Here is a 26138-nt window from a genome sequence, read left to right on the forward strand (position 1 = left end):
CTTTTTGACCAGACTAGTGCTTTTTAACTGCTTCATTTAATTTTTCTTCGTTAATCAAATACAAAATAATAATGAATGGAATTAAAACCAACATAATGGGATAAAACCAGCTTAATGGTAAGTAGTCGGCAATAAGGCCGCCAAAAAAAAGACTTTTAAGAGAAATTCTAATAATGAACAAGACAATCGCATAAATTAAGAAGTAAGAACCGATGGCAATATGCAAATGTCTTTCTGCTACATAAGAAACGATATCTGCTTGAGTAGCAAAGTAAGGAATTGACATTAAACAAATAATTGCAGCTACCGGCAAAGCATCTTTTTGGATAATCTTAAAGGAATGCTTGTTATTCTTTCCGTTAACAACGGGTTTGGCGCGATTGCCAATAAATTGAATTAAAATTATCATCAGCAAATTGGCAGTGGCTGATAAGCACAAGGTCATTCGATAGCCAATTATCTGATAGACGTTAATAGAAACAAATGGAGCCAAGTAGCCATGCAGACAGTACACAAGACAAAACCAGAACCATTAATTAAACGAAATAGCAGCAATAAGTTGGGATTTGGAGAAAAAACATAACCCTAAAATACCTATTAAACTCAAAACTCCGCCAATAAAAGTTAAGGTATATTTAGAAATTCGATCAGTTAAATTACCCGCAACCGTGTCGGCGTTTACTGTTTGGGCACCCAAACTTGCAAAACTTAATGCTACAACAACGCTGGAAACAATCTTAACTAACTTTCTCATTTTAAATACCTCTATATCTATTAATCATTTATATCTATTTATCTCTTGGGATCCTATCCCTCTTGACGCTTTTATTATATAACATAAGTTATTTTATACAAGGGCATTTTTGAAAAAGTTTTATTAGATACAAAAGATCCCTGACAATGCCTGTCAGGGATCTTGTAATTATTTAGAGAACATTCTTAATATCTTCTACAATTTGATCAACTGTTAAATGATTATCTTTATAGATTTGTTCGAGTGGAATTTGATCAGTATAAACGCGTTTTTGTCCAAAGTTTAATACCTTGGTCGTAGCTCCTAGGTAACTAGCAACTTTTTCACCAAAACCACCATCAAGAGAATTATCTTCCAAAGTTACGATAACCTCATGATCAGCGGCTAATTGATCCAAAGTGTTCTTATCTAAAATATTGGCGGAAACAGGATTTACTAAGGTAGCACCAAGCTTGTCGGCAACTTTTTTACCTAAACTATAGAAATCACCCAAAGCAAGAATTGCAACATCTTTGCCTTTCTTAACTTGGTATTTAATTTCATCATAATTTGCTTCAACTTGTTTGCCTTCAGGCACTGCTTTTGTCGGCATTTTAATTGCAACCGGATGCTTGCGTTGCTTAATTGCCCATTCCATCATAGCCTTTTCTTCATTTAAAGTTGTTGGGGCTAAATAAATCCAGTTTGGCAAATTGGAAATCATGACTTGATCGAATATTCCTAAGTGGGTCTTGGAAGTACCAGAAATTCCACCGCCGGCAACCATCATGACAACAGGCAAATCGTTGGCAGCAACATCGTGTGATAATTGGTCAAACGCACGTTGTAAGAAGGTTGAGTTCTCAAATAAAACAGGGATTGCTCCTTCTTTAGCAGCACCAGCAGCAAAGCCAACAGACTCTTGTTCCGCAATTCCAACATCAGTGTAGTGATCAGGATATTCGTTTTTGATCTTATCAAGGCCAAAAACACCTGGAATAGCGGCATTGATGGCCATAATATTTTCACCACTATTAATATGTTTAATTACTTCGTCAAGGGCAACTGAATTTGCAGTTGGTCCTTCTGGCGCAGGACTTGTTGGCTTATCAGTTTTCAAGTCAAATGGCATTACCCAGTGGTGCGCTTCTTCGTTATCGATTGCAGGTTGATAGCCCTTACCCTTCAAGGTATTAATATGAAGCAAAATTGGATGATCAACATCTTTAACAGCTTTGAAAGCATCAATCATATCCTTGATATTGTTGCCATCTGCGACATAGCGGTAGTCAAAGCCCATTGCAGTGAACGGATTTTCTTTGGTTTCACCATTAGAATCGCGCAATTTCTTTAAAGCGGTAACCAAACCACCAACATTTTTATCGATGGACATTTGGTTGTCATTAACCACAACGACAAGATTGTGTTTTTCAATGGCGGCGTTGTTCAAGCCTTCGTATGCCATACCACCTGTCATTGAGCCATCACCGATTAATGCCATAATATTTTCATGCTTGCCCATTAAATCGCGCGCTTTTGCCATTCCTGTAGCAAGCGAAATTGAAGTTGAAGTATGACCAACAGCATAGTAATCATATGGGCTTTCGTCAGGATTGCTGTATGGTGTTACATCTTGATAATGATCAGGATCAAGCCAAGCAAGGGCCCTGCCTGTCAACATCTTGTGCGGATAAGTTTGGTGAGAAACATCCCAAATGATCTTATCTTTTGGTGCGTCGAAGACGTAATGATAAGCAATGGTAGCTTCAACAATTCCCAAGTCTGGTCCAAGGTGTCCACCTTCAGCAGCATCTTTTTCAAGAATCAAAGTTCGAATTTCTTTAGCCAGTTGATTCATTTGATCAAGATTTAACTTTTTCAAATCTTTTGGACCATTGATTTTGTTTAATAAAAAGTCTGGATGTTGATTCATAAATGGCTCCTTTCAACTGTTTTTCTTTTCAGTTACTTATTTTAAATCAGAAAGATTTGAAGAGAAAATATTTAGATTATAGGCAAGACCATAACTTTTAGTTATTTATGGCAATTTATGTCCTGCAGCCATGTATAAGTCATACCATTCTTGACGAGTCAGTTTGATATCAGCACCCTTTGCGGAATCCGCAATATGTGCAGGTGTCATTGTTCCCATGATCATTTGTACTTGACCAGGCCATGCCAAAATCCAAGCGGCAGCAATTGCATTTTTACCTACTCGATATTTATTAGCTAAGTTTTCTAATTCATCATTTAATTCTGGGAATTTAGGATTATTAATGAAGGTACTTTCGAATTGACCATATTGGAATGGTGACCAAGCTTGCAGAGTAACATGCTTTCTTCTTAAGAATTCCATCAAGCCTTGGGCATGGTTTGCATCAACTGTTCCTGTCACATTGGTATTAAAACCAGTATCAATCATCCCTGTGTGCATCAATCCAAATTGCAATTGGTCAAACATTAAAGGTTGGCTCACAACATCTTGCATCATCTTGAATTGTTCAACATTGAAGTTAGAAACACCGAAGAATCTTACTTTACCCTCTGCTTGCAAAATATCAAATGCTTCTTTGACTCCTTCCAAATCCATCAAAAAATCAGGGCGGTGAAGAAGCAATGAATCAAGGTAATCTATATCCATTCTATCCAAGACGCCATCAACAGCATTCAAAATATAGTCTTTAGTAAACTCATATCTGCCACCAAAAACTCTTGAGCCATGGCTTCTTTCTGGACTTACAACAATTCCAACCTTTGATTGGATAAAAAGGTCTTCGCGGTTAACCTTGCTTAATTTCAATGCTTGATCAAAAATCTCTTCCGACTTGCCTTGGCCATAAATGTCAGCAGAATCGATAAAATTAATGCCATTTTCGTAAGCAGTATCAATAGCTGCGGCAGCTTCTTCTGGGGTTTTATCACACATCCGCATGATACCCAAACCCATAGCAGAAATATTTAAAGTAGTTTTTCCTAATTTTGTTTCTTTCATAATAAAAGCCTTTCATAATATACTTGTTATTCTTTACACTTCAAATAATACAAGTACTATGAAAGTTTGTGAATACGGCACTTTTTTGTTCCCAGGGAACATGTGAGTACCCTCTTATTCTTTTTTCCAGTCACCTAAATTATCATCATCAATCCAGTTTTGCAATTTCTGCAAACACATTTTCTTTACTTTTCTCGCCCTTTCGGTTGGAGGACAAGTGGCATGTTTAATTTCATAGCCATCTTGGTTGAGATAACCCCAGGCACACATGATATCAAGCAGCGGGAACCGTTGGGATAACTTTGCGAGAAATAATTCCATCATTTTCCAGCTCTCTTAATTGAGCAGTCAGAGTCTTCTTAGATGCACCATCTAGATAACGTAAAATTAGAGGCTTCCACTTGCCACCAACCACATCCAGGTAACTTTAATTTCACTTAGTACTTCTTTTTTTGACATATCTATTTCTTTCGTAAATCAGGCTTAATCTTGATTGCCAAAGCCTCATAAGGTCTTAAGCTAATCTTTTCACCTAAAACCTCACCATTTTGATCATAATTGCTCAGCAATACCTGATAATCTTTTCTTTGATATTCTTTTGGAAACTCTGCTTCATGATCCTTGCCATAGAAATTAGTGAACACGAGCAATTTTTCATCGCTATTATCTAAGTATCTTTCATAGGCAAAAATTTGTGGGTCATCCTTCAAGAACATCTTGATATGACCATCAGAAATTAATTTTTCATCTTTACGTAATTTGATCAATTTTTGATAGTAATTAAAGATTTCGCCATGATCAAGTTCATCCTTAACGTTGATTCGGTCTTGATCCATTGGCATCAGCCAAGGCTTAACCGTACTAAAACCAGCATATTTGCTATTATCCCAATGCATCGGCACACGTGAATTATCCCTGGCCTTAGTTTTCACAATTTCAAAGGCCTCTTCATCACTCAAACCTTTGTCTTTTAATTCCTTAAAGGCATTCTTGGCTTCAACATCGACATAATCATCCATTGATGAATAATCTGGATCAATCATGCCTAATTCTTCACCCATGTAAATATAAGGAGTCCCACGCATAAAGTGGGTTGCAGTTGCCAGCATTTCTGCAGACTTTTCACGATATTTGCCTGTATCGCCAAAACGAGTTAAAGCCCATGGTTGGTCATGGTTATTCCAAAACAGCGCATTCCAGCCGCCACCTTGATCCATCTTCTCTTGCCAATCGGTAAACAACTGCTTCAATTTCATGAAATCGAAAGGCATTTTTGACCATTTTTCACCATTTTTATAGTCAACTTTCAAGTGGTGGAAAGTGAAGACCATAGATAATTCATGCTCACTAGGTTTGGAGTATTCAATTGAATTTGGAATAGTGGTTGAGGACATTTCGCCTACAGTTACACTATCAGGATCTTGACCGAAGCTTGCAGCATTCATCTCTTTTAGATACTTATGAACTACGGGCGTATCAGTATAAAGCTTCTTTTCTTCAATTGGATCCGTTGAGTCAACTAGTTTTTCTGCTTTACCAATAACATTGATAACGTCAAATCTAAAGCCTTGCACGCCTTTTGACCGCCAAAAATTGACAACTTTAAACAGTTCTTTTCTAACTTCTGGATTATGCCAATCAAGATCAGCTTGTGATGGATCATAAAGATGCAAATAGTAGTAATCAGTATCGCCAAATTTTGCCCAAGCAGGTCCACCAAATTTGCTCTGCCAGTTATTAGGAAGACTGCCATCAGCCTTTCCTTTTCTCAAATAGAAGAACTTACGGTATTTTTCATCACCAGCCAAGGCCTTTTGAAACCATTCATTATCAGTAGAACAATGATTAAGCACCATATCAAGCATCACGCCAACATGGATTTCCTTAAGTTTTTTGACCAGTTTTTCAAAATCCTCCATCGTTCCAAATCTAGGATCGATTTCATAATAGTTGGCAATATCATAACCGTTATCTCTTTGTGGCGACACAAAAAATGGGTTGAACCAAATCATATCCACATTGAGTTTCTTGATATAATCAATTTTTGAAATAATTCCTGGAATATCGCCAATACCGTCACCATTAGAATCATAGAATGACTTGGTATAAATTTGATAGATTACTTTCTTACCTAAATCTGTCATCTTTTTTCTCCTTATAGCTTAATTTTTTGTCTTCGAGCAAAATCTACAAATTTAAATTTCTGAGGATTATGGAAAGATAATGTCAACTGAAATAGCGTGGTATCCCCCACGAAGTTGTGACTAGCAATTAAAACAGCCAAACGATCTTCCAAACACAATTTCTTTTGCATTTCATGGTCAATTTTTTCAACAGTAATCACCTTTCTCGCATAAGAGATATCCAACTTCAATTTATTCTCAATATAATCATAAATTGAATTCTCCGCAGCTTCTCTTGGCAAATCTTCAATTGGTGGGCTGAATAAATAGTCGCAATCAAGAACAACTGGCTGATCATCAATTAAACGCAGTCTTTCGAGATAAATTCCCGCTTGCTTTTTTTGTTCAGGAAATTTTTTCTTAAACAAGGCAGGCAAATCATGCATTTTTTTCAAAGTTAAGACTTGCGTTTCTGCATGCATGCCCAGCGACTTATTTAATTCTTGAAAGCTTGTGATTCCAGAAATTGGGAAGGAATAACGATCAATATTTAAAACGATTGATCCCTTTCCCCTTATTTTTTGGATCATACCTACTGAATCTAATTGCTGCAATGCTTTGCGCACCGTTTCCCGCGAACTGCCATATAAGGTTGTCAGATCATTTTCGCTTGGCAAAAAGTCACCGGCTTTAAATTGTCCGTGCTGAATCTTAGATGCAATATCTTGCGCAATCAAATCGGATTTTGATTTAGCCATTTCAATCTTTCCTTTCTCAAATCATTTTAAATATATCATCGTTGTCTAGACAAGTAAAGATAATATTTAAATGCTATAGCTATGCTTATGTAATCTCTTTCAAAAAATATGTTGACAACTTGTATAGACAAGTTTATTATAATCGGTGAATTTAATGTAAACGCTTTAGAGGAGAAAAAAGCTATGAAAAAGAATAACGAAACTGCAATTCTTGCTCCTGCAAACGGTAAAGTTATTGCTTTGAGCAAGACTAGTGATCCAATTTTTAGTAAAGGAACAATGGGACAAGGTTTTGGCCTTACCCCATCAGATGGTGAAGTTGTGGCACCAGTTAGTGGTAAGATTTCCATGATTGCGGAAACCAAGCACTCAATTGGAATTACTACTAATGACGGACTTGAAGTATTAGTTCACATGGGTGTTGATACTGTTGGACTTAAAGGCGAACCATTTGAAATTTTGATTAAAGATGGGGCTAGCGTTGAAGCTGGTCAAGATATTGCCACAATGGATCTTGATTTTATTAAAGGTAAGAATTTAGATACCACCATCATGGTATTAATTACCAACTCTAATGATAAAATCGACGGTTTAGACGTTGAAGAAGGTCCGGCAAAAACCGGTGATATCGTCGCTCACGCTTACTTGAAAGAAGCCGGCGAAGATACTTCAGACAAAAAGCTTTCTTATGATGAGCTGGCAAGCTTTATCATCAAAAATGTTGGTGGCAAAGACAACATCAACAATTTAACTCATTGTATTACCCGTCTGCGTTTCTACTTAAAAGATGAAAGCAAGGCCAATGATGATGTCCTCAAGAATCAACGCGGAATTTTGGATGTCATGCATGCTGGTGGTCAATATCAAGTTGTTATTGGAAATGAAGTTACCAATGTCTTCGATGCCGTCATGAAACAGTTGCCAGGACTAAGCGATAACCCTGCTCCAACAACTAATGAAAATGACAATCGCAACCCTGTTTCAAAAGCATTCGGCAATTTGATTGGTTTCATTACTGGTTCAATGAGTCCAGTAATTGGGGTAATTGCTGCTTCAGGTATTATCAAGGGATTGTTGGCATTATTAACATTGCCACAACTTGGTTCTTTGCTTAACGTTAAAAGCCCGGTTTATATTACTGTTAGTGCAATGGCTGATTCGGCATTCTTCTTCCTGCCAGTGATTGTTGGTTTCTCCGCTGCTAAAAGATTAAACAGTGATCCAATTATCGCTGCTGTCATTGGTGGTTTCCTTACCTATCCGCAAATGGTTACCTGGGGAGCCGAATTTAAGACCATGTTCAGCTTGGGTTCTTGGAATTTCCAATTCCTGAAATATAGTTACTCAATTTTCCCAATGATTTTAGCTGCATGGCTTGCTGCTAAATGCGAAGATTGGCTTAAAAGGGTATTGCCTGCATACTTGCAAATGATTTTCGTACCATTAATTACTATTCTTGTTGTTTCAACCATCACTTTAGTAATCACAGGACCAGTTATTCAAGGTGCAGCCAACGGAATCGCTGTCTTCATTAATTGGTTGGTATCTGCTTCAGGCTGGATCGGTGGCTTGGTAATCGGTGCCTTCTACCAATTACTAGTCATCTTTGGTTTGCACTGGGGTGTTGTGCCTTTGGTTGCCCAACAAATTGCTGGTACTGGTCAAAGTGCCTTGAACGCAATTATTTGTTCAACCATGATTTCTCAAAGTGCAGCTGTTTTGGCTGTTGCCATTAAATCTAAGAAAGCTGACATGAAAGAATTGGGAGTCGCTGCTGCTATCTCGGCATTCTGCGGTGTTACTGAACCGGCTATTTATGGTATCAACTTAAGATACAGGAAAGTCTTTGCTTCAGGCTGTATTGGTTCTGCCTTTGGTGGTCTGGTAACAGGCTTAATGCATGGAACAATGTTTGGCTTTACTGGTGGTTTAATTGGTTTCTCAAGTTTCTTTGATCCTAAGAATCCAACTAATTTAAACAGTTTCTATGCTTTTTTAATTGCTAGTGCCGTTTCAATCATCGTTGCCTTCATCGTAACTTGGGTATGGGGCTACAACGACAACATGACGATGGGCAAGAAAGTTGAAAAGAAGAAGCGCCCAGGTACCAAGTAAAAAATAATTTCTAATATAAAAGTGCCAGTAGATTAATTTCTTGAAGTTAACCCCCAGAGTTGGACGAAAATCCAACCTGGGGGTTTACTATGGTCAAATATTCAGTTGAAACAAAATTAAAAGCAGTTAGTTTATATCAAAATGGAATTGGGCCAAGAGAAATACGAGCAAGATTAGGAATTAAATCGGATAGCCTTATTTATCCTTGAATAGAACAATACAAGAAGCATGGCAAGAAAGGGTTAAAAACTAAAGAACCAAAAATAAATATAGCGGTCAGTTCAAGCTTGAGGTTTTAAACTGGAGAAAACAACATAATGAAAGCTATCAAAAGACCGCTGCGCACTTTAAGACGCGATTATAACTTAAAAATTAATCATAAGAGAGTTTATCGCCTAATGAGAGAATTTCATTTGCTCGCTAGAAAATATAATTTGCGTGCAGGCAAATATGTTCTTGAAGGTTTAAACAAGGTGTTTGAAAGCAGAACTGAAGGCCTGAAATATCGAATGACGGTCCATAGTGACCAAGGAGTGCAGTATCAATCAAATATTTATCGTCATACTTTGCGTAAGCATCGTGTCTTTCAAAGCATGTCGCACAGAGCAACCTGTCATGACAATGCGGCAATGGAAAGCTTCTTCCACATTATGAAGGTGGAAATGGATTATTTTACTCATCACTTTGAAACCAAAAAGCAGCTTGTCAAAGCCATGAAAGAATGGATAGAATACTATAATCACAAAAGAATCAGACACAAGCTAAAAGGCCTAACTCCGATAGAATATCGGAATTAGACCTTAAGTAAATTTATTTAGAAATTAACGTCCAGTTTTAGGGGGTTAACTTCATCATAAGTCCTTTTTTCATTACATTGTTAAATGTTCATCATGCAAATGTGATAATCTGATACCTGCTTGTTTTAAGTTCCTCTTAACCTTCAATACAACATTGGCTGAACCAACGATGAAATATTGACCATGTTTTAGCTCATCATTTTAAACGGATGCATCGCCATGTTGGCAGAAACATCCAAAATTGCAATCGCAATCGCACCGAAGACTAGTGCGGCAATTGAACCGTAGCCTAATCCCAAACTACCAATATTTGGCAGAATCAGCATCATTACTACGGCAAAAATCATTCCGACTAACAAATAAGGCAATCTCCGGCCACCTAATTCCGGTGCCCAAGTCTTGTGTACCAATCGCAGGCTGCACAACCAAGCCGGCTAATGGTGGCAAAATAAAGAACCATCCCAATTTAGTTGGATCAGCACCTAACGTTTGGAAAATTCTGCTCATTTGTGAGGTTTCCAAAGTAAAGGCAATTTGGATCCCAAGATAGCCAAAGTTGATCATCCAAATTACGCTTTTGGCCAGATCCGGTAAACCTGTCTTCTTCTGTTTTTACGTCATTTTTATCTCCTTTAACCTTCAAGCGCTTACAGTGTAAAATAATATTGTTAAACGCTTTCAACACAAAAATCATTGTTATCGGTAACAAAATAAGCAGCCAAAAGAGGCGCTCAAGCCTTCTCCTGACTGCTTTTTATATATTAATTCTGATTTCTAATTAATACTTAATTGGTTGATAGCCGTGATTAATTGCATCTGCCTTAAGATTCTTAACTTCATCATCGTTTTGAGCAGAAACATCTTCAACTGGAGCTACACCACGATCTTCTGTTTCATCTCCAGCTTCAATGCTAGGAACTTCTTGATCGTTTAAACCTTCGTCTTTGTGTTTATCAAGAACTCCTTTTACTACAGCACAAGCTGCCAAAGCAAGAGTGCCAATTCCAGCACCTAAGATCCATTTATTCTTTTTCATAATATTTGCACCTCTTTTAAATCGCTTTCATTAATCACATTATAAGACATTTATAGTAGCAAATGCCACTATTATCACCAAAGAATCTGATTATTTAAGTAAAAATTTACAATTGCCTTTTGTCTGCATTTCATGAAGTTTTCGTATGAAATAGAAATCATATCTTCGAGTGCTGGTTTAGTAAATGAATACATATGCGGTGTCATCAAAACTTTAGGATAAGGACTCATTAATTCTCTAACTGCCGGATCAGGTTCCTGTCCGATTGACTCAAACTTTTTGCCAACGAGGTGCTTTTCATCAACAATTACGTCGCCGCCATAGCCCGCAATTTCGCCACTTCTAATCGCATCAACGATTGCTTGGGTATCAGCTAGTTCGCCACGCGCGATATTAACCAAATAAGCCGATGTTTTCATCTTTTTAAGAAAATATGACACATGAACAGAGACAACATCGCTCTTTTGGACCAATTCATCCTGAGAGACAAAATTAACGTACTGCTTAGCTTGATCAGATGGAAATGGCTCATATGCAAGTACCGTAGCACCAATTCCGTCCCATAATTTAGCTTCTGCGACACCGATTTTGCCAGCGCCGAAGATACCGATTGTTAGACGATTAAATTCTGTCGCAAAATATTGGGGATGCATTATGAAATCGCCCAAATGTACCTCTAATTTCAATTGGTAGTTTTATTTTATTTAAATTTTCAAAATATGGTTTTTCCAATGGTCGAACGCCATAACATGCTATTTTCATAATTAGAACTCTTTTCTTAAGTGTGTATTTAAGACTTTAATTCTATTTTATTGCTTTACAATAGCATATAGTGACGTATTTCAACACATATATTATATTTTTACTATTTTATCTGGTTATAAATTTAATTGACAAATCATATATTTTTAACTATTATTTTATCAAATTCTAAAACGCATTAAGGAGGTCTTATTATGACTAAAACAAAATTATCAGATCTTGATTGGAATAACTTAGGCTTTCATTACCATGACTTGCCCTATCGCTGGACTGATACTTTTAAGGACGGAAAATGGCAAGGCGGTCATTTGACCCAAGATTCTACTTTAACTTTTAACGAGGCGGCCGAAGAGCTGCACTATGGCCAAGAAGTATTCGAAGGCCTTAAAGCTTATCGCAGAAAAGACGGCGGCGTTAACTTGTTCCGTCCAGACCAAAACGCCAAAAGAATGGTGAATTCCGCTAAGAGATTGTTGATGGAACCTTATCCAGAAGAAGAATTTTTGAAAGCAGTCAAGGCTGTCGTTAAGGCCAACCAAGAATTCATTCCGCCTTATGGAACAGGGGCAACTTTGTATATTCGTCCATTCATGATGGGTGTTTCACCTTTGACAGGTGTAGCTCCTGCCGAAAATTATATTTTCCGTGTTTATGCAACGCCAGTTGGTTCCTATGTTAAAGGCTTGAAGCCAATGCCTTACACAGTAAGCGAATACGACCGTGCCGCTCCATTTGGAACTGGTCAAGCCAAGACGGCCGGCAACTATGCGGGAAGTTTGTTGCCTTCTCTTTTAGCTAAAAAAGAAGGCTTCGCTGATTGTTTGTATTTGGATCCAGCTCAGCACAAGTACATTGATGAATTTGGTGGTGCTAACTTCTATGGCATTACTAAGGATGGTCAATTCCAAACTCCAAAATCTGATTCAATTTTGCCTTCAATCACGAAATACTCAATTTTGAAGGTAGCCAAAGACCTTGGGATGAATCCAATTGAAACCAAGATTCCAGTAGATGAAGTAGATAAATTCGAAGAAGCTGGTGCGATGGGGACAGCCGCAGTTATTTCACCAGTTGGTTCTTTAACTTATAAGGGTAAAAAGCATATCTTCCACAGTGAAACGGAAGCTGGTCCATTGACTCAAAAGCTTTATAACACTCTATTTGGAATTCAAGTTGGGGATTTGCCTGACAAATATGGTTGGACCGTTCAACTTGATTTGGATTAATACTAAAATTAAAAAAATAAACGCCTTAGCATAAGCTAAGACGTTTTTTGGTTAAATTCTTTAAAACATACTTTAATGTTTTCCATTTTTAGGCATTTTTATAAAGTATGTTTTATAAAAATTAATATGGATAATTATTCAATCGATCTTTTTCGGTTATTTTTCTAACCACTCTGCCTGGCACGCCAACAACCAAAGAATTATCCGGTACATCTTTAGTAACCAAGGCACCTGCGCCAATAACGCAGCCATTGCCAATCGTTACTCCTGGACAAACAGTTATGTTGCTTGCAAGCCAGCAGTTATCGCCAATCGTAATCGGCGGGCGCACCATATTCAACAGTATCGACTTCACCATCAGCTTGCATTCTTGGATTGCGTTGTTGATACATCAAGGGATGGAGTGGTGTAATTAAGGAAACATTCGGACCACACATCACATTCTTTCATCTTTTCCAGGACGATAAGGCTGTCCTGCCAACATTTTTCAATATTTTCTTTCATCGATTTCCCTCTTCCTATGATTTTCATTTTATCATGAAAGCGCTATTAGCAAAATGTTTACAGTAAATACGCTATAATGATTATAAGTTTAGGAAGAAGGTAGAAATGCATGATTATCGCCCGTCATCGACGACAAGTAATTGAGAAAATAAAAAGCAACGCCGAGCAGAAAAAATTTCATAAAAAAGCGGAAATAGGCGACCCGGTTTTAAGCAAAGAACAGAGCAACGCCCTGATTCGCAAGTTTTGGGCAAATAAGGACAAGGCGCCTTATCTTTTCTTTAATTATTTGCTGCGTGGAGTTTTCAATTTGATCACCCCCATTTTTTCTACTGATGTACAATTTCGCGGTTTAGAAAATTTGCCACACTCTGAGCACGCCTTTATTACTAGCAATCATTACAACCAACTTGACGTGTTGCCCATCAAAAAATTAGCCATGAGGCAGCATCGGCGTTTGTTTTTTATTATCAATGATACCAACTTAGTCATGCATTTCCCGATAGGACTGATTGTTCGCAATGCCGATACTATTCCGATCAATCATGATCTGCACTATTTGGGACACACTTTGCCGAACAAAATCAAAGAAGTTTTTCAGAAAAAAGCATGGGTGCTCGTTTATCCAGAACAGGAAATGTGGTTCAACTACTGCAAGCCCCGCCCTCTTCAAAAAGGAGCCTACTATTATGCAGCTAAGCTGCAGGTACCTATTATCTCCTGTTTTGTCGAGATTCGTCCACGCAAGTCAAAAGAATGGTTCCACCGCGACTTTTATAAAACCAACAAAATCGTGCATATTCTGCCAACCATTTATCCCGACGCTAACAAATCGATCATTCAAAATACAAAAGATATGAGAGAAAAGGATTATTTACAAAAGAAAGCAGGCATTTGAACGAGCATTTAACATAAAACTGGACTATCATTTTTCTTATAGTGATATAGCTGGATTTGATAAAAAATAGAAAACGTATAAATATGAAAACATGAATTATTACTGGAGCATCAACTGGAATCGCATTAGCCGCATTGAAGCACGGTGAAAAGGTGATTGTAACTTCCCGCAAGACAGAAAAATTGCAAAGTCTCGTTGACCAATACCCAGATCGTTGCATCCCCAAGCAATTGGATCTAACCGACACGGACTCGATGAAAAAGTTTATGACTTATGTTCAAGACCTGGATCACATTGATATTTTGGTCAACAACGCAGGTTATGGCTACCTCGCCGCCGTAGAAGAAGGAAAATATCACGAAATCAGAAAGGTTTTTGATACCAACCTCTTTGGGCCAGTCGACTTAACTCAAGCAGTTCTGCCAAAAATGTGGACTCTTAAAAAAGGTGCGATTATCAATATTTCATCTGTCGATGCTGTTCGCGGCAGCACGGGCTCCAGTTTTTACGCAGCTACCAAGGCAGCTTTAGAGTCAATTTCTGATGCTTTGGAAAGAGAAATTGCTCCATTTAACATTAAGGTGATGATCGTTGAACCTGGCGGTTTCCAAACTGACTTTTATGCTAGCTTGGAAGAAACAAAGGACAAAGTTAAAGATTACGATCAGCAAAAGTATTCTGGCGATAATGAATTGGATCGCAAGAAGAATATTCCTGCAGATTTAAACGTTCCTGGTGATCCAATGAAGGCCGGCGAAGTCATCTATGAAGAAATTCAAAAAGATGATTATCCAAAGCGGCTTTTGTTAGGCAGCGATGCATTGAATTTCATCCAAAAAGAATTACAACGTAGATTAAATGAAACGAAAAAATGGGCCGACACAAGCAAAAAACAGATAAATAATTAAAAATGCAAGCAATAAAATGCTTGCATTTTTGTTTCTTAATCAAATTTTGTTCTCCAATGATTATCCTTAGACGCTTCATAGCACATCTTTATTTGTTCAGGAGTATTACGATCAATCGAAAGTTTAGGCAAATTATCTAAAGCAAAATAACGGCAATCACTTGTCTCATCATTTTCTTCAAACTCTCCACCTATTACTTGGCACAAATAAAAGGCCTTCATTATTCCTGTAGCTAGAATTGGTTTATTATGCTTATTTCTATCCTGCAAAGCAATCAACAAAACAGGTTTAACATCCCTGCCTGATTCTTCCTTTGCTTCTTTAATGCAATTTTCCTCAGTCGAAAGATTAGCTTCACACCACCCTCCTGGCATTGACCAATCGTCCGTAAGTTTTTCATGCACAAGCAGAATTTTATCATCTTTAAAAATAGCCGCCCGTGTTTCAATTTTGGGTGTTTGATATCCTTCATCACCACAAAACAAAGTTTTGACTTGCTTGATCGACATCTCTGTTTTGATTTCCATCATTTGCGCTGCAATTTCACGAACTTGCTGATAACGTTCACGATCAAAAACATCATGGCTGTACTTAAGACCATTCTGCGCAATACTCTGTAACTCAACAGCCCAGTCAGCAAATTGATCATTTGTTTTCATGTGATTTTCTCCTGACGCTATTCATATAAACTTACTCAAGTTTATTTTAAACATATAAAGTGTCTCACTTTTAGGTCTCAGTTCATATTCAATATGCTTTTTTATTCTATTGGGCCACCAATAGATGTACTTGTTCGAATTGTAGTTAAAATTCTACCTAATATTTGATCATCTGAAACTATTTGAATCATAGATTCGGATAAAATATTATGAATGCTTGTAATAAAACCAAAAGAAAAAATCAATAAACTAAATCCAAACCAATTTTTAGTTAAAAAAAGCATCAATAAAACCAGTAAAGCACTTAGTAACCAAGTAATACTTATTGTCTTTACTTTCACTTTCATTTTTTCTGTCATAATCGAACCAGCTATAAAACCAATTATAAAGCAGATATAAAAAGCACTATAAAAAGTCGCATTTTTAAATTCTTGTGCAACTTTTGGAAGTAGAATTGTCAAGGCAGGAGTGACAAAAGAATAAAGCAACGATGACAAAAAATAGTGCCTATTCACTCAATCGTTTCACAATCTTTACTTATTCTTTACTTATTCTTTACCAAATCGATATAAAATATATAAATGTGTTAAGTAAATTAACACACTAAATTCAGAGCTTTAGGATAGTCACTGAAAATTGAATAGCAAAGCAAATGAACTGTTAGGTGAGACTCCTACGTGAACATATGCTGATGCCCAGCAACATCTAGAGATGCCAACGAGTAAAACAAGAATGGTCGATACAAGGCTTTTCTCAGTCAGCTAATTTAACCAATTTACGTCACGTAGTGTTAAAACTGAACGACGAGTAAAAATCGCTTGGTGAAGCTGGTGCAGTGCCTGCACCAGCTTTTTTGTTTATTTGCCGAGTATTTTTTAGAAGGAGAATTGATAATGTTAAAGATCAATCAATCCAGAAAAATAACTCCGGATACCAAGTTTATGCAAGAAATGTCATTAGCAGACAAAAATACTGTTTTAACTAAACTGCATACATCTGTTAACGGCCTTACATCTAATGAAGCGAGAGCGCGATTAGAAAAGTATGGCCCTAATGAAATTGCTAATAAACAAAAGCATACGACCCTTCATTATCTAGTCGAATCATTTCTAACCCCATTCACTATCGTGTTAGTGATTCTTGCAACTTTGTCTTTTTTCACTAATTATCTCTTAGTTCCAAATGATCAAAAAGACTTAAGCACTGTTATCATCATGCTAACCATGATTGTTATTTCCGGTTTGACGAGTTTTATTCAAAATGTCAAAACCAATAACGCTGTTGAATCCTTGCTCAAGATGATTTCCGTCACGACTAATATTCGCCGTGATGGGAAGAATCAAGAATTACCTACAAAGGATGTCGTTATCGGCGATGTGATCAACTTAGCTGCGGGCGATTTGGTTCCTGCTGACATGCGCTTAATTCGCAGCAAAGATCTCTTTTGTTCATCAAGTTCTTTGAACGGTGAATCAAATCCGGTTGAAAAAATGGCCGATAAAAAGCCAAAGCCTGATTCTAAAACTTATTTAGATTATCCAAATATTTTATACGAAGGAACTGTCATCGTTTCAGGTTCTGGCACCGGCGTTGTGTTTGCTACAGGAGAACAGACCGTTTTTGGTAAATTAGCCAAAAGCATTTCCAACAATAAAGTTAAAGAGACTACTTTTGACGTCGGCATTAAAAAAATTTCAAAAATTTTGCTGCTAATGACGGCAATAATCGCTCCGTTAGTTTTTATTATTAACGTTTTAACTAAAGGAAATTGGCTCAACGCTTTAATTTTTGCGATTGCTACTGCTGTTGGCCTTACTCCAGAAATGTTGCCTGTTATTGTTACCAGCAACTTGGTCAAGGGTTCAATCGAAATGTCCAAGCACGGCACGATTGTTAAAAGAATGAATTCAATTCAGAACTTCGGTTCCGCAGACATTCTTTGTACCGATAAAACTGGTACTTTGACTCAAGATAAGGTTGTCCTAGAGCGACACTATGATCTTAGTTTAAAAGAGACTAAAAAGGTCCTAGGTCTTTCCTATTTGAACAGTCATTATCAAACAGGGATGAAAGATCTGATCGATAAAGCAATTATCGATGCGGCCAAAAACGAAATCGATACCGCAAAAATTAAAGCAAACTACCAAAAGATTGATGAAATTCCATTTGATTTCAAGCGTCGCCGGATGAGTGTTGTGGTGATGAATAAAGATCATGAACATTTATTAGTTACTAAAGGCGCTGCCGAAGAAATGCTTGCTTGTTCAAGCCAAGTTGAAATCGATAACCAAATCAAACCATTAAATGACAAAATTCGTCAAGATATTTTGCAAAAAATCAAAGATCTCAATAATGATGGCTTGCGCGTTGTCATGCTCGGTTATAAGAAAAATCCCGCTCCAGTTGGCGAATTTAGCGTTGAAGATGAAAACAATTTAACTTTAGCAGGATTCTTAGCTTTCCTTGATCCACCTAAGGAAACGGCTAAAGAAGCATTGACTAATCTCAAAAATGACGGTATCACTGTCAAAATTTTAACAGGTGATAACCAAGAAGTAACTCGCAATGTCGGTTCAAAAGTTGGACTCAATGTTGATAAAGTTTATCAAGGTAGCGATTTTGAAAATAAAACCGATGAAGAAATGAAAAAGATGGTGGAAGAATGCAATATCTTCGTTAAGCTGGCACCTGAACTAAAGGCTAAGATTATTGATTTGCTCAAAGAAAATGGCCACACAGTTGCATATATGGGCGATGGCATCAATGATGCTCCAGCAATGAAGTCAGCCGATGTTGCTATTTCTGTTGATACTGCGGTCGACATTGCTAAGCAGTCAGCTGATATTATTTTGCTGCACAAGGATTTACGAATTCTTGAAAAAGGAGTCCGCATTGGCCGGCAGATCTTTGGCAACACCATGAAATATATTAAGATTACCCTTTCCTCCAATTTCGGCAATATTTTATCCATTTTGGTTGCATCATCACTCTTGCCATTTTTGCCAATGTTGCCACTGCAATTGTTAATTTTGGACTTGATCTACGGAACAAGTTGTTTAGCTATTCCGTTTGACACGATGAATGAAAAATACTTGTCTGTTCCACGAAAATGGAGCACGAAGACGCTGCCTAAATTTATGTTTTTCTTCGGCCCTACCTCTTCAATTTTTGATATTATTACCTTCGCTTTACTATTCTTTGTGGTTTGTCCGCACGCTGTTGGAACAAGTTTTGCAAATGCGAATGCAATGCAGAAAATAATTTTCAGTTCCATCTTCTGGACTGGATGGTTTATTGAATCTCTTTGGACGCAGGAAATGGTCATTCACGCTTTGAGAGATCCTAAGGTTCCATTCATTAGTCAGCATGCTGCTCCTGTGGTTACTTTTGCTACGATTGGCGCGGCCCTTATTGGAACAGTTTTGCCATTCATTAATTCAATTGCACATGCGATGAAATTTGGAGCTATTCCTGTTTACTATTTAGGGATTGTTGCGATTTTATTAATGCTTTACATTCTGCTCACGGCTGTAGTTAAGAAGTGGTATTTGAAGAGCGAAACATATTTAATTTGATGATATTGACAAACATAAATCTTTTGCTCACATGCAATGGTCAAAAGAAGCAGTTCAACTTTATTTAGTTGAGCTGCTTCTTTCTTCTAATTGTTTTATTTTCTAAATTGTTCGATGCAGTAAACATTGCTGAAAGTCAAAGTATTGCCTTTGCGGGTCAAACCGCCTGTTCTTGAATTTTCATATTCCCAATAAAATGATTGATCAAATGAAAAGCCATTCTTTTGTGATTCACTTACTGAGAGCAATCTGTGTTTGGCAACATAATTATCAATCTTTCTCATTTTGCTAAGTGAATAGTGACGGCTTGGATCCTTGTAGAATATACTGCCATCCGCGTTTTAATTGAACAATCACATTGGTATCATCAATCGAAACTCCAGCAGCACTCATCCCATCAATAATTGTCTGTGTTTGTGGCAGTGAAATTAATCTGGAAACATAAGCTTATCCTTTTTCTTTAAACTTCTCTCAACATATTGTAACTTTGTTTTCCATCAGGATCAGGCAAATCATGTGTTTTACCTTCATTGACAAAACCATTGCTCTCATAAAATGGAAAAAGTTCACGGTAACAAGTTAAAGAAATTGCCACTCTACCCTGACTCTTAGCAATTTCCGTCATTTTATCCAACAAATGTGAAGCAATTCCCCGATGGCGATATTCGGGAGCAACTACAATTGACAAGATCATTTGGTATTTGTCTTCAGCGCGATTAGGATGATTTTTAAAATAAAGCTTATCTTCGATGTAACGCTTGGCAAAAGCTGGACCAAAAGTATGACCAACAATTTTTCCAGTCTCTTCATATTCTGCAACTAAAAAAGTATCAGGATAGTTCTCAATTCTGCCGATCATGTCTTTTTCAGTCATTTCTTTATTCATATGAAAAGCTGCTGATTCAAGATCAATAATCGTTGGTAAATCGGCTTTTTTTACTGTACGATAAATTATTTTCATTAATTATTCCTACTTCTTAATTCTTCTTATTGAATTTTACAGAGTTAAATACTTGGTCGGCACATGATCACAAAGCCACACTTCATTATTGCCAATATAAAATTTAATTCCATCTTTCACTGCTTGTTTAGCATTAATTTTTAAAATAACCGGATGGTTATCGCGTCTTTTACCAACAGACTCGGCCATTTCAATATCAGTCGACAAATTAACATATTGTCTGCCCATTGGTAAAAGTCCCTCTTTCATAATGCTAGACAAAAAGGAATGCGTCGTACCATGATATAAAATATCTGGCGGTATTGCCTGCTTTCTTTTGATAGGAATAGAATGGCCATATAAAGCACAGATTTTCCCATTTTTTATTTCAAATCGTTCTTTATCACTAAAATTCATAATTTCCCGAATTTTCATCTCAGTTAATTTTGGCTGAAAATGGTGCATCTTGTTCATTGCATTCAAGAATTTTTGTAAATCAACAGAACCGTATTCATCAAGCTTTAGGCCATATTTTTCTGGATTATGGCGCAAACAGTAAGACATTTTTTTGCTAATAAAGACATCTGAACGATGAGTAGAATAATTGTTCATATATTTACCTTCCTTATCTTTATTTTAAAAGCAATTTGGTCTGTTTTTCCTATTTGCCCAGACCAAAATTTTACAGGAAAATTATTAATATTAACCATACTTAACTTGGTTTGAATTAATAAAATATCTTTTAACTATACCTTCCTTGTTTTATAGACCAGTATTTACAGATAAATATTTTTATTGATTTTAATACACATACTCGATTAGAGTATGTGTATTTATGTGGTAGGTTTTAAAATTTTAGTAACATTCTACTTTAAACATTACAAAAATGATTAACACTAGGATTAAAGTACTTATAAAATAGATTTTTTCTTTCGAGTTGCACTTTAAATTATTTTCTGCTAAATAACACTATAGATTTATCAGAGTTAAATTCTTGAGATACTATTTTTATAATGGTCTTTCCCTTATCAAATTTTTTCATTCTATGTAAATTTAAAATTGATTGTGGTCGAGCAGTAGAATTAAGGCTTGGTAAATCGCCAATCGTTTCGAGCTTACCATGCAATTTATTGACCTTAGTATCTAAGGTACAGGTCATAACAACAGGAGCATTCTTGTAAATTTGTTTTTTCTCTCCTTCTTTTGCTATCCTTACTAAGATTGGATCCTTAACGATTACAGGCAAAATATCAGATAATTCAACTGCCTTAGAACCTTTACTATCATTTACATGGGTCTGTATTAAAATATAAAGGAACTGGTAAATTTGTCCGGTAGTTTTATGCTATCTGTTTAATTCAGAATTAATCTTCTTAGAATATGGAATAAAAACATATTTGTAAATTGTAACGGCAATAGTAACTTGAAATTTCATATAAAAATTCCCGAGGCGATCATGTGTATCCTTATCAAAAAAATTTAAATGAATTTCTTCAAATGCAGCATTCATCCAAAAGTGCAATAGACAACTGTAATAAGTCGCTTTCAGCTTTCTGGGCTTTCTATACAGCTAATGCTCACTATGAAGCAACCCTAGAAAACGTTAATGCTGAAACTCTTAGGACATTCCTTGATTATTTAATGCAGGAAAAAAACTACAAGAGCAGCACTGCACTCAAATACGCTACATATTTGAAGAAATACTTTCACTATCTTTACGTTCATAACATTATCAAGAACTATCCAATAGCCGATTTGAAATTCCCTCAAAAGAATCGAAAAAGAACAGTTATCGTGGGATGGGTTAAATACATGCCTGGTATTCTTAAGGATGATCAAATCTCTGAAACTCTCAAAGAGGTTTTGTTGGCTATTGGATCAGGTTATGAGCCTAGAGAACTCTGTGATCTTAAAACTTCAACAGTTCTCAGCAATAAGAATAGCCCATTACATGAAATAATCGTGAAAAGCTTATGGCACTTCGAAAACGTTAAAAAAGCTAAAAATGATACGTATTTTATCCTAGATAGATTCGGCAGAAAGTATTCATCTTATGAAGCAATTAACAATCATATAAACCTTCAGGATAAAGGTAAACTCAATATGCCTTTAGGATTAAAACAACTCAGGACAAGTTACATTTTTACGTTTGTAAGCAACGAAAAGTTCTCAGATGAAGAATTGATGGATAAACTCCATCTTTCCAAAAAATCATTAGCTTACTACAAGACGGCTATACAAAAAGATGTTGAGCTGGTTGATTTTGACTTCAACTCTAAATCAGAAAAAAAGAACTAATTTGCGATCTTCGTATCCAGTATTATGGGCTTTTGCACCAAATTCAAAACTACCCTTAACATTTTTGATATTAGCTATGTTTTTATTGAATACAACTAAAACACGATCGAAATCAAGATTAAACGTACCATATTCAATTTTGTCTTGAACTAAAGGAATACCGGTTTTAAAACCAAAAATTGCTCCAGTATTTTCATCTGTATTCCAATTGAGTCTAATGTAATCATTGGGAACAAATCTGTCTTTTCCTTGTTCATCATCAAAGTCAACTTTTACGTTGATACCATCACCATTTTTGATTTCAGAATTATGCTCATCACCATGTTTAGTGATTACAATATTTCGAATATGATCACTAACCTCTTTAGGATTACGTTTAGGTTGATCATTGTTATGCTGAGAAACAACAGCCTTTTCCTTATCACTAAGTTGAGCATCTCTATCAAAATCGTCAGGGTCTGCACCCTTTTCAAAATTAACTTGGTCAGTATTCATAGTTTCAGACTGACCATCTTCACTAGCAAAGACCGTTCTTTCCCTAAAACAAAACGCAGTCGTAATAACTGCAAAGATTGCTATAAAAGCAATCACAAATTTAATTTTTGTATCTCTTCTTTTCACTTCTATTCTCTATACTCCATATCTCATATCTCTCTCAAAATAAAATATGCACTCAAATTTTATATTATAAGCTCATATATTTGTTTACTCTTTTTTTGCATTTTAATTGTTATTTTTATTTTTCTAATTTTTATGTACCTGCAAAAGTCATAAAAATATTTTTAAGCGGTTACAAGCCTAGTATCATCAAATATAAAGTACGTTATACATATACGCATAAAGAATAATTTCAAGATTAAAAAAATACTCGACATTTCAAATTAATGTCGAGCATTTTTAAGATTTGATCCAAATATAATAGTTATCCTAATTAGTTAACAATAGCCTTCGTTGTCTTCTTGTCAAAGAAGTGTGCTTTGTTAACATCGAAGCCCATTCTTACCACATCTCCCGGCTTATGATAGTCACGAGCGTTAACGATGGCTACAAATTCAGTGCCGTCAACTTTTTGGTAAAGCTGAATTGTTGAACCTAAAAGCTCAGAAACAACAACTTGTGATTTCACAACGTCATTCGGCCAAGTTTCCAAGAAGGCTTCTTCTGAGTGGATGTCTTCTGGACGAATGCCAAAGACAACATCCTTGTCCGCATAGCCCTTTTCTTCAAGCATCTTTGCCTTGCCTTCTGGAACCTCGATGTCAAGACCCTTGCCATCTGAAATTCTTTGGTCCTTGTAGTGAACGTTGAAGAAGTTCATTTGCGGTGAACCAATGAATCCGGCTACGAATTGATTGACTGGGTGGTTGTATACCTCCAGCGGCGTGCCGATCTGTTCTACCTTGCCGGGCGACATAACGACAACTCTGTCGGCCAAAGTCATGGCTTCAGTCTGGTCGTGCGTTACATAGATGGTGGTGGTGCCAAGTCTTTGGTGCAGCTTGGCAATTTCAGCACGCATGGACACACGAAGCTTGGCATCCAGGTTTGACAATGGCTCGTCCATCAGGAAGATCGGCGCATCACGCACGATCGCACGTCCTAAGGCTACACGCTGACGCTGACCACCTGAAAGGGCTGCCGGCTTCTTGTCAAGATAGTCGTTCAAGCCCAGGATGTCGGCTGCGTGGTGAACACGCTTGTCGATGTCTTCCTTCTTGTAGTGGCGCAGCTTCAAGCTGAAGGCCATGTTGTCGTAAATGCTCATGTGCGGGTACAAAGCGTAGTTCTGGAAAACCATGGCAATACGACGGTCCTTTGGGGCAACGTCATTCATTACCTTGTGGTCAATTTCCAAAGTACCCTTTGAAATGTCTTCCAAGCCGGCAATCATTCTCAAAGTAGTGGACTTACCACAACCTGATGGACCTACGAAAACGATGAATTCCTTATCTTTGATATGTAAATCAAAGTCGTTTACTGAATAAAAGTCATTGCCTTCGTATTTCTTGTAAATATGGTTTAAATCAACTTCTACCATGTTTTTACCTCTTTTGATTTTTATTATTTTTGTCTTCGTAACTTACATTTATAGAATACGTTTTTTACGAAAGCGCTTCAATGTAGAAGTAAACAAAAAAGTGAACAAATTTTTGGTCACTTTAAACAATTGCAAGATAACAAAAGGTCAAATCAGTCATAGACCGTAGATTCAAGGCAAACTCATTCTTTAGTTTATCAATCCGGTATTCCAAAGTATTGCGATGAACGTACATTGCCTTTGATGCCTGCGAAACATTGCCCCCGACCTGATAAAGAGCACGAATCAAATTAATCGCATAATCCAGCTCTTCAAACATTTGCCGATAAGTTTGAAGGACTAAGCTATCTTGATTAAAAGAATGCAAATAGAATTTCAAAGCATAGTCAGGTACCGTTGCCACCGCTTGCTGTTTTTGTGAAAAAGTACTAATTTGCCGCTCTTCCTCAAACAAGGCCCGCAAATCGCATTTCCGCTTCCAGACTAAACCGATCAACAAACGACTTTCTGAATCAAAATCGCTATCGACTGTATCCAACATCCCGCTTAGTTCTTCTTTTGACAAAGTGCAGGCTTCATCTACAATTACTAACTGCTCATCCTTTGCCCAAAATGATGCTGTCGTATTCGAAAAGAACGTCAAGATCATTTGCTGCCATTTAGTCTTTTGCTCTTTATCAAGCTGATGAACAGTAATATAAAGAAAGCGCAATTTGATTGAACTTTTTGGTTTCAAGCCATCACCAAAAAGGTATTTTTCCCAAGGACTATTACGCTGAATTTTTAGTTGATTATTTTGTCTCAACAAGTCAATAAAGCATAATTCGCGTGGACTCAAATCGTTAAGCGGAATACGTATCAGATGATTATCTACACGCAATTCCACATTTTTAATTCCTTCAGCAAATGACTTATCAATTAATGCAGTTGGAAAAAAGACCTTTATTTTTTCAATTGTCACTAATTATTACCTTCTTCTACCTTAATTTTTCTTCTTCTCCTTAATCATCCGGCGATATTCACTAGGAGTCATCTTAGTTTGTTCCTTAAAAACACGGAAGAAATAGTTGGAATTATTATAACCAACATTGGCAGCAATTTCATTAATATCTCGATTTGTTTCTACTCAAATACTGTTTGCCAATTTCGATCGTGTGCCGCACGTTAGCACATTTCAATTTGCTCCTTAGTATTGCGGCCCAGTGAAAGCTTAGGCAAATTATTTAAACTAAAGTAGCGACAATTGCAAGTTTCATCGTTCTCTCTGAATTCACCACCAAGAACTTTACACAAATAAAAGGCTTTAATAATACCAGTAGCCAGAAGCGGTCGATTGTGTTTATTTCTCTCTTGCAGCGCGATCAATTTGATGGGTTCAACATCGGCGACCAGATTCTTCTTTTGCCTCTTTAATGCAATTTTCTTTTGTAGACAAATGAACTTCACACCAACCACAAGGCATAGACCAGTCATCAGATAATTTTTCATGAACTAGCAAAATCTGATCATCTTTAAAAATTGCAGCTCGCGTATCAATCTTCGGCGTTTGATAACTTTCGTCTCCTAAAAAGAGAGTTTTTATCAGCTCTTGCGGAAGGCCAGTTTTTGCTTGCATCATTTCGCCTGCAATTTTGCGAATTTCTTCATAACGCTCTTTGCCAAAGGCATCATGGCCATAATGAAGTCCGGCTTGGGTAAGGCTTTGAAGTTTTAAAGCCCATTGAGTAAATTGATCGTAATCTTTCATTTTTTATCATTCAAAATTTGTAACTAACT

General features: G+C 36.7%; 26 protein-coding genes, 7 pseudogenes and 1 riboswitch. Of the genes and pseudogenes, 9 read left to right on the plus strand and 24 right to left on the minus strand.

Going from position 1 to position 26138, the window contains the following annotated elements:
• Window positions 1–13 precede the first annotated feature (13 nt).
• The 8 genes from D0Z64_RS07820 to treR all read right to left on the minus strand — a co-directional run bounded on the left by D0Z64_RS07820 (window position 14) and on the right by treR (window position 6606).
• Entirely contained in the window at window positions 14–493 is a 480-nt protein-coding gene (locus D0Z64_RS07820; protein WP_127345882.1) for an MFS transporter, read from the minus strand.
• Window positions 494–532: 39 nt separating this feature from the next.
• Window positions 533–754: a hypothetical protein gene (locus D0Z64_RS07825; RefSeq protein WP_080882002.1), complete on the minus strand. Its 222-nt coding sequence runs from the start codon at window positions 752–754 to the stop codon at window positions 533–535.
• Between the two features lie 172 nt (window positions 755–926).
• Entirely contained in the window at window positions 927–2666 is a 1740-nt protein-coding gene (locus D0Z64_RS07830; RefSeq protein ID WP_080882003.1) for a 1-deoxy-D-xylulose-5-phosphate synthase, read from the minus strand.
• Between the two features lie 105 nt (window positions 2667–2771).
• A complete protein-coding gene (locus D0Z64_RS07835) occupies window positions 2772–3725 on the minus strand; it encodes an aldo/keto reductase (protein WP_080882004.1) in 954 nt (317 codons plus the stop codon).
• Window positions 3726–3839: 114 nt separating this feature from the next.
• Entirely contained in the window at window positions 3840–4049 is a 210-nt protein-coding gene (locus D0Z64_RS08625) for a hypothetical protein (RefSeq protein ID WP_127345883.1), read from the minus strand.
• Entirely contained in the window at window positions 4000–4140 is a 141-nt protein-coding gene (locus D0Z64_RS08630) for a winged helix-turn-helix transcriptional regulator (protein ID WP_236943551.1), read from the minus strand. Before D0Z64_RS08630 ends, D0Z64_RS08625 begins: the two co-directional genes overlap by 50 nt.
• A 46-nt stretch (window positions 4141–4186) precedes the next feature.
• A complete protein-coding gene (gene treC / locus D0Z64_RS07850; RefSeq protein ID WP_080882006.1) occupies window positions 4187–5869 on the minus strand; it encodes an alpha,alpha-phosphotrehalase in 1683 nt (560 codons plus the stop codon).
• 11 nt (window positions 5870–5880) lie between these two features.
• A complete protein-coding gene (gene treR / locus D0Z64_RS07855) occupies window positions 5881–6606 on the minus strand; it encodes a trehalose operon repressor (protein WP_080882007.1) in 726 nt (241 codons plus the stop codon).
• A 183-nt stretch (window positions 6607–6789) separates the two neighbouring features.
• Here treR and D0Z64_RS07860 point away from each other — a divergent pair, with 183 nt between their 5' ends.
• The 4 genes and pseudogenes from D0Z64_RS07860 to D0Z64_RS08860 form a co-directional block, all read left to right on the plus strand.
• Window positions 6790–8721 carry a glucose PTS transporter subunit IIA gene (locus D0Z64_RS07860; RefSeq protein WP_080882008.1) on the plus strand — a complete coding sequence of 644 codons (1932 nt, stop codon included), beginning with the start codon at window positions 6790–6792 and terminating at the stop codon, window positions 8719–8721.
• Window positions 8722–9038: 317 nt separating this feature from the next.
• Window positions 9039–9110 (plus strand): annotated as a pseudogene (locus D0Z64_RS08850) (hypothetical protein); the annotation flags it as partial.
• 117 nt (window positions 9111–9227) lie between these two features.
• Window positions 9228–9378: pseudogene (locus tag D0Z64_RS08855) on the plus strand (IS3 family transposase); the annotation flags it as partial.
• Window positions 9360–9518: pseudogene (locus D0Z64_RS08860) on the plus strand (IS3 family transposase); the annotation flags it as partial. The pseudogenes D0Z64_RS08855 and D0Z64_RS08860, both read left to right, overlap by 19 nt.
• A 194-nt stretch (window positions 9519–9712) precedes the next feature.
• Here D0Z64_RS08860 and D0Z64_RS07870 read toward each other — a convergent pair.
• The 3 genes and pseudogenes from D0Z64_RS07870 to D0Z64_RS07880 all read right to left on the minus strand — a co-directional run.
• Window positions 9713–10082, minus strand: a pseudogene (locus D0Z64_RS07870) (MFS transporter); the annotation flags it as partial.
• Window positions 10083–10296: 214 nt separating this feature from the next.
• Entirely contained in the window at window positions 10297–10554 is a 258-nt protein-coding gene (locus tag D0Z64_RS07875; RefSeq protein ID WP_006351348.1) for a hypothetical protein, read from the minus strand.
• Window positions 10555–10628: 74 nt separating this feature from the next.
• Complete coding sequence (locus D0Z64_RS07880) at window positions 10629–11222, minus strand: NAD(P)-dependent oxidoreductase (RefSeq protein ID WP_236943554.1); 594 nt, start codon at window positions 11220–11222, stop codon at window positions 10629–10631.
• A 288-nt stretch (window positions 11223–11510) separates the two neighbouring features.
• Here D0Z64_RS07880 and D0Z64_RS07885 point away from each other — a divergent pair, with 288 nt between their 5' ends.
• Entirely contained in the window at window positions 11511–12542 is a 1032-nt protein-coding gene (locus tag D0Z64_RS07885) for a branched-chain amino acid aminotransferase (protein ID WP_006351345.1), read from the plus strand.
• 121 nt (window positions 12543–12663) lie between these two features.
• Here D0Z64_RS07885 and D0Z64_RS07890 read toward each other — a convergent pair.
• Window positions 12664–12985: pseudogene (locus D0Z64_RS07890) on the minus strand (DapH/DapD/GlmU-related protein); the annotation flags it as partial.
• A 170-nt stretch (window positions 12986–13155) separates the two neighbouring features.
• On the opposite strand from D0Z64_RS07890, the gene D0Z64_RS07895 reads away from it, so the two are divergent.
• On the plus strand, window positions 13156–13944 hold the full coding sequence (locus D0Z64_RS07895) for a lysophospholipid acyltransferase family protein (RefSeq protein WP_241244180.1): 789 nt from the start codon (window positions 13156–13158) through the stop codon (window positions 13942–13944).
• Window positions 13945–14096: 152 nt separating this feature from the next.
• Window positions 14097–14852, plus strand: coding sequence for an SDR family NAD(P)-dependent oxidoreductase (locus tag D0Z64_RS07900; protein ID WP_164742144.1), 756 nt, complete (start codon window positions 14097–14099; stop codon window positions 14850–14852).
• 35 nt (window positions 14853–14887) lie between these two features.
• Here D0Z64_RS07900 and D0Z64_RS07905 read toward each other — a convergent pair whose 3' ends face one another.
• Window positions 14888–15511 carry an NUDIX hydrolase N-terminal domain-containing protein gene (locus tag D0Z64_RS07905; protein ID WP_080882012.1) on the minus strand — a complete coding sequence of 208 codons (624 nt, stop codon included), beginning with the start codon at window positions 15509–15511 and terminating at the stop codon, window positions 14888–14890.
• Window positions 15512–15612: 101 nt separating this feature from the next.
• Window positions 15613–16008: an MFS transporter gene (locus D0Z64_RS07910; RefSeq protein WP_127345884.1), complete on the minus strand. Its 396-nt coding sequence runs from the start codon at window positions 16006–16008 to the stop codon at window positions 15613–15615.
• 152 nt (window positions 16009–16160) lie between these two features.
• Window positions 16161–16327, plus strand: a riboswitch (M-box (ykoK) riboswitch).
• 77 nt (window positions 16328–16404) lie between these two features.
• Between D0Z64_RS07910 and mgtA the strand changes: the two genes are divergently transcribed.
• Entirely contained in the window at window positions 16405–19086 is a 2682-nt protein-coding gene (mgtA, locus tag D0Z64_RS07915; RefSeq protein WP_080882014.1) for a magnesium-translocating P-type ATPase, read from the plus strand.
• Between the two features lie 95 nt (window positions 19087–19181).
• Here mgtA and D0Z64_RS07920 read toward each other — a convergent pair whose 3' ends face one another.
• From D0Z64_RS07920 to D0Z64_RS07935, 5 genes and pseudogenes are all read right to left on the minus strand, one after another.
• A complete protein-coding gene (locus D0Z64_RS07920) occupies window positions 19182–19370 on the minus strand; it encodes a hypothetical protein (RefSeq protein ID WP_006351337.1) in 189 nt (62 codons plus the stop codon).
• Between the two features lie 19 nt (window positions 19371–19389).
• Window positions 19390–19512: pseudogene (locus tag D0Z64_RS08885) on the minus strand (Fic family protein); the annotation flags it as partial.
• Window positions 19513–19546: 34 nt separating this feature from the next.
• Entirely contained in the window at window positions 19547–20047 is a 501-nt protein-coding gene (locus D0Z64_RS07925; protein ID WP_080882015.1) for a GNAT family N-acetyltransferase, read from the minus strand.
• Window positions 20048–20083: 36 nt separating this feature from the next.
• Entirely contained in the window at window positions 20084–20638 is a 555-nt protein-coding gene (locus tag D0Z64_RS07930; RefSeq protein ID WP_006351335.1) for an RNA 2'-phosphotransferase, read from the minus strand.
• 337 nt (window positions 20639–20975) lie between these two features.
• On the minus strand, window positions 20976–21272 hold the full coding sequence (locus tag D0Z64_RS07935; RefSeq protein WP_080882016.1) for a hypothetical protein: 297 nt from the start codon (window positions 21270–21272) through the stop codon (window positions 20976–20978).
• Between the two features lie 212 nt (window positions 21273–21484).
• Between D0Z64_RS07935 and D0Z64_RS07940 the strand changes: the two genes are divergently transcribed.
• The gene (locus D0Z64_RS07940) at window positions 21485–22324 is read left to right on the plus strand and encodes a site-specific integrase (protein ID WP_127345885.1); all 840 of its coding nucleotides are present in this window, start codon (window positions 21485–21487) and stop codon (window positions 22322–22324) included.
• On the opposite strand, the gene D0Z64_RS07945 is transcribed toward D0Z64_RS07940, so the two are convergent.
• The 5 genes and pseudogenes from D0Z64_RS07945 to D0Z64_RS07965 all read right to left on the minus strand — a co-directional run bounded on the left by D0Z64_RS07945 (window position 22307) and on the right by D0Z64_RS07965 (window position 26109).
• Window positions 22307–22945 (minus strand): hypothetical protein, encoded by a 639-nt coding sequence (locus D0Z64_RS07945; protein WP_080882018.1) that lies wholly within the window; start codon window positions 22943–22945, stop codon window positions 22307–22309. The genes D0Z64_RS07940 and D0Z64_RS07945 overlap by 18 nt on opposite strands.
• A gap of 310 nt (window positions 22946–23255) precedes the next feature.
• Window positions 23256–24362, minus strand: coding sequence for an ABC transporter ATP-binding protein (locus tag D0Z64_RS07950; protein WP_080882019.1), 1107 nt, complete (start codon window positions 24360–24362; stop codon window positions 23256–23258).
• A gap of 121 nt (window positions 24363–24483) precedes the next feature.
• Window positions 24484–25323, minus strand: a complete 840-nt coding sequence (locus tag D0Z64_RS07955; protein WP_080882020.1) for a helix-turn-helix domain-containing protein — start codon at window positions 25321–25323, stop codon at window positions 24484–24486.
• A gap of 21 nt (window positions 25324–25344) precedes the next feature.
• Window positions 25345–25470 carry a helix-turn-helix domain-containing protein gene (locus D0Z64_RS07960; protein WP_080882051.1) on the minus strand — a complete coding sequence of 42 codons (126 nt, stop codon included), beginning with the start codon at window positions 25468–25470 and terminating at the stop codon, window positions 25345–25347.
• A 56-nt stretch (window positions 25471–25526) separates the two neighbouring features.
• Window positions 25527–26109, minus strand: a pseudogene (locus D0Z64_RS07965) (NUDIX hydrolase N-terminal domain-containing protein).
• Between the last annotated feature and the right edge of the window lie 29 nt (window positions 26110–26138).

The sequence above is a fragment of the Lactobacillus amylolyticus genome, assembly GCF_003999355.1.
Taxonomy (GTDB): Bacteria; Bacillota; Bacilli; order Lactobacillales; family Lactobacillaceae; genus Lactobacillus; species Lactobacillus amylolyticus.

Coding starts and splice junctions, on each gene's coding strand:
- treR (WP_080882007.1), bottom strand. CDS start 6,606: ATGGCTAAATCAAAATCCGATTTGATTGCGCAAGATATTGCATCTAAG.
- D0Z64_RS07875 (WP_006351348.1), bottom strand. CDS start 10,554: ATGAAAAAGAATAAATGGATCTTAGGTGCTGGAATTGGCACTCTTGCT.
- D0Z64_RS07920 (WP_006351337.1), bottom strand. CDS start 19,370: ATGAGAAAGATTGATAATTATGTTGCCAAACACAGATTGCTCTCAGTA.
- D0Z64_RS07925 (WP_080882015.1), bottom strand. CDS start 20,047: ATGAAAATAATTTATCGTACAGTAAAAAAAGCCGATTTACCAACGATT.
- D0Z64_RS07835 (WP_080882004.1), bottom strand. CDS start 3,725: ATGAAAGAAACAAAATTAGGAAAAACTACTTTAAATATTTCTGCTATG.
- D0Z64_RS07860 (WP_080882008.1), top strand. CDS start 6,790: ATGAAAAAGAATAACGAAACTGCAATTCTTGCTCCTGCAAACGGTAAA.
- mgtA (WP_080882014.1), top strand. CDS start 16,405: ATGTTAAAGATCAATCAATCCAGAAAAATAACTCCGGATACCAAGTTT.
- D0Z64_RS07905 (WP_080882012.1), bottom strand. CDS start 15,511: ATGAAAACAAATGATCAATTTGCTGACTGGGCTGTTGAGTTACAGAGT.
- D0Z64_RS07885 (WP_006351345.1), top strand. CDS start 11,511: ATGACTAAAACAAAATTATCAGATCTTGATTGGAATAACTTAGGCTTT.
- D0Z64_RS07825 (WP_080882002.1), bottom strand. CDS start 754: ATGAGAAAGTTAGTTAAGATTGTTTCCAGCGTTGTTGTAGCATTAAGT.
- D0Z64_RS07950 (WP_080882019.1), bottom strand. CDS start 24,362: ATGGTAGAAGTTGATTTAAACCATATTTACAAGAAATACGAAGGCAAT.
- D0Z64_RS07830 (WP_080882003.1), bottom strand. CDS start 2,666: ATGAATCAACATCCAGACTTTTTATTAAACAAAATCAATGGTCCAAAA.
- treC (WP_080882006.1), bottom strand. CDS start 5,869: ATGACAGATTTAGGTAAGAAAGTAATCTATCAAATTTATACCAAGTCA.
- D0Z64_RS07930 (WP_006351335.1), bottom strand. CDS start 20,638: ATGAACAATTATTCTACTCATCGTTCAGATGTCTTTATTAGCAAAAAA.
- D0Z64_RS07895 (WP_241244180.1), top strand. CDS start 13,156: ATGATTATCGCCCGTCATCGACGACAAGTAATTGAGAAAATAAAAAGC.
- D0Z64_RS08625 (WP_127345883.1), bottom strand. CDS start 4,049: ATGATGGAATTATTTCTCGCAAAGTTATCCCAACGGTTCCCGCTGCTT.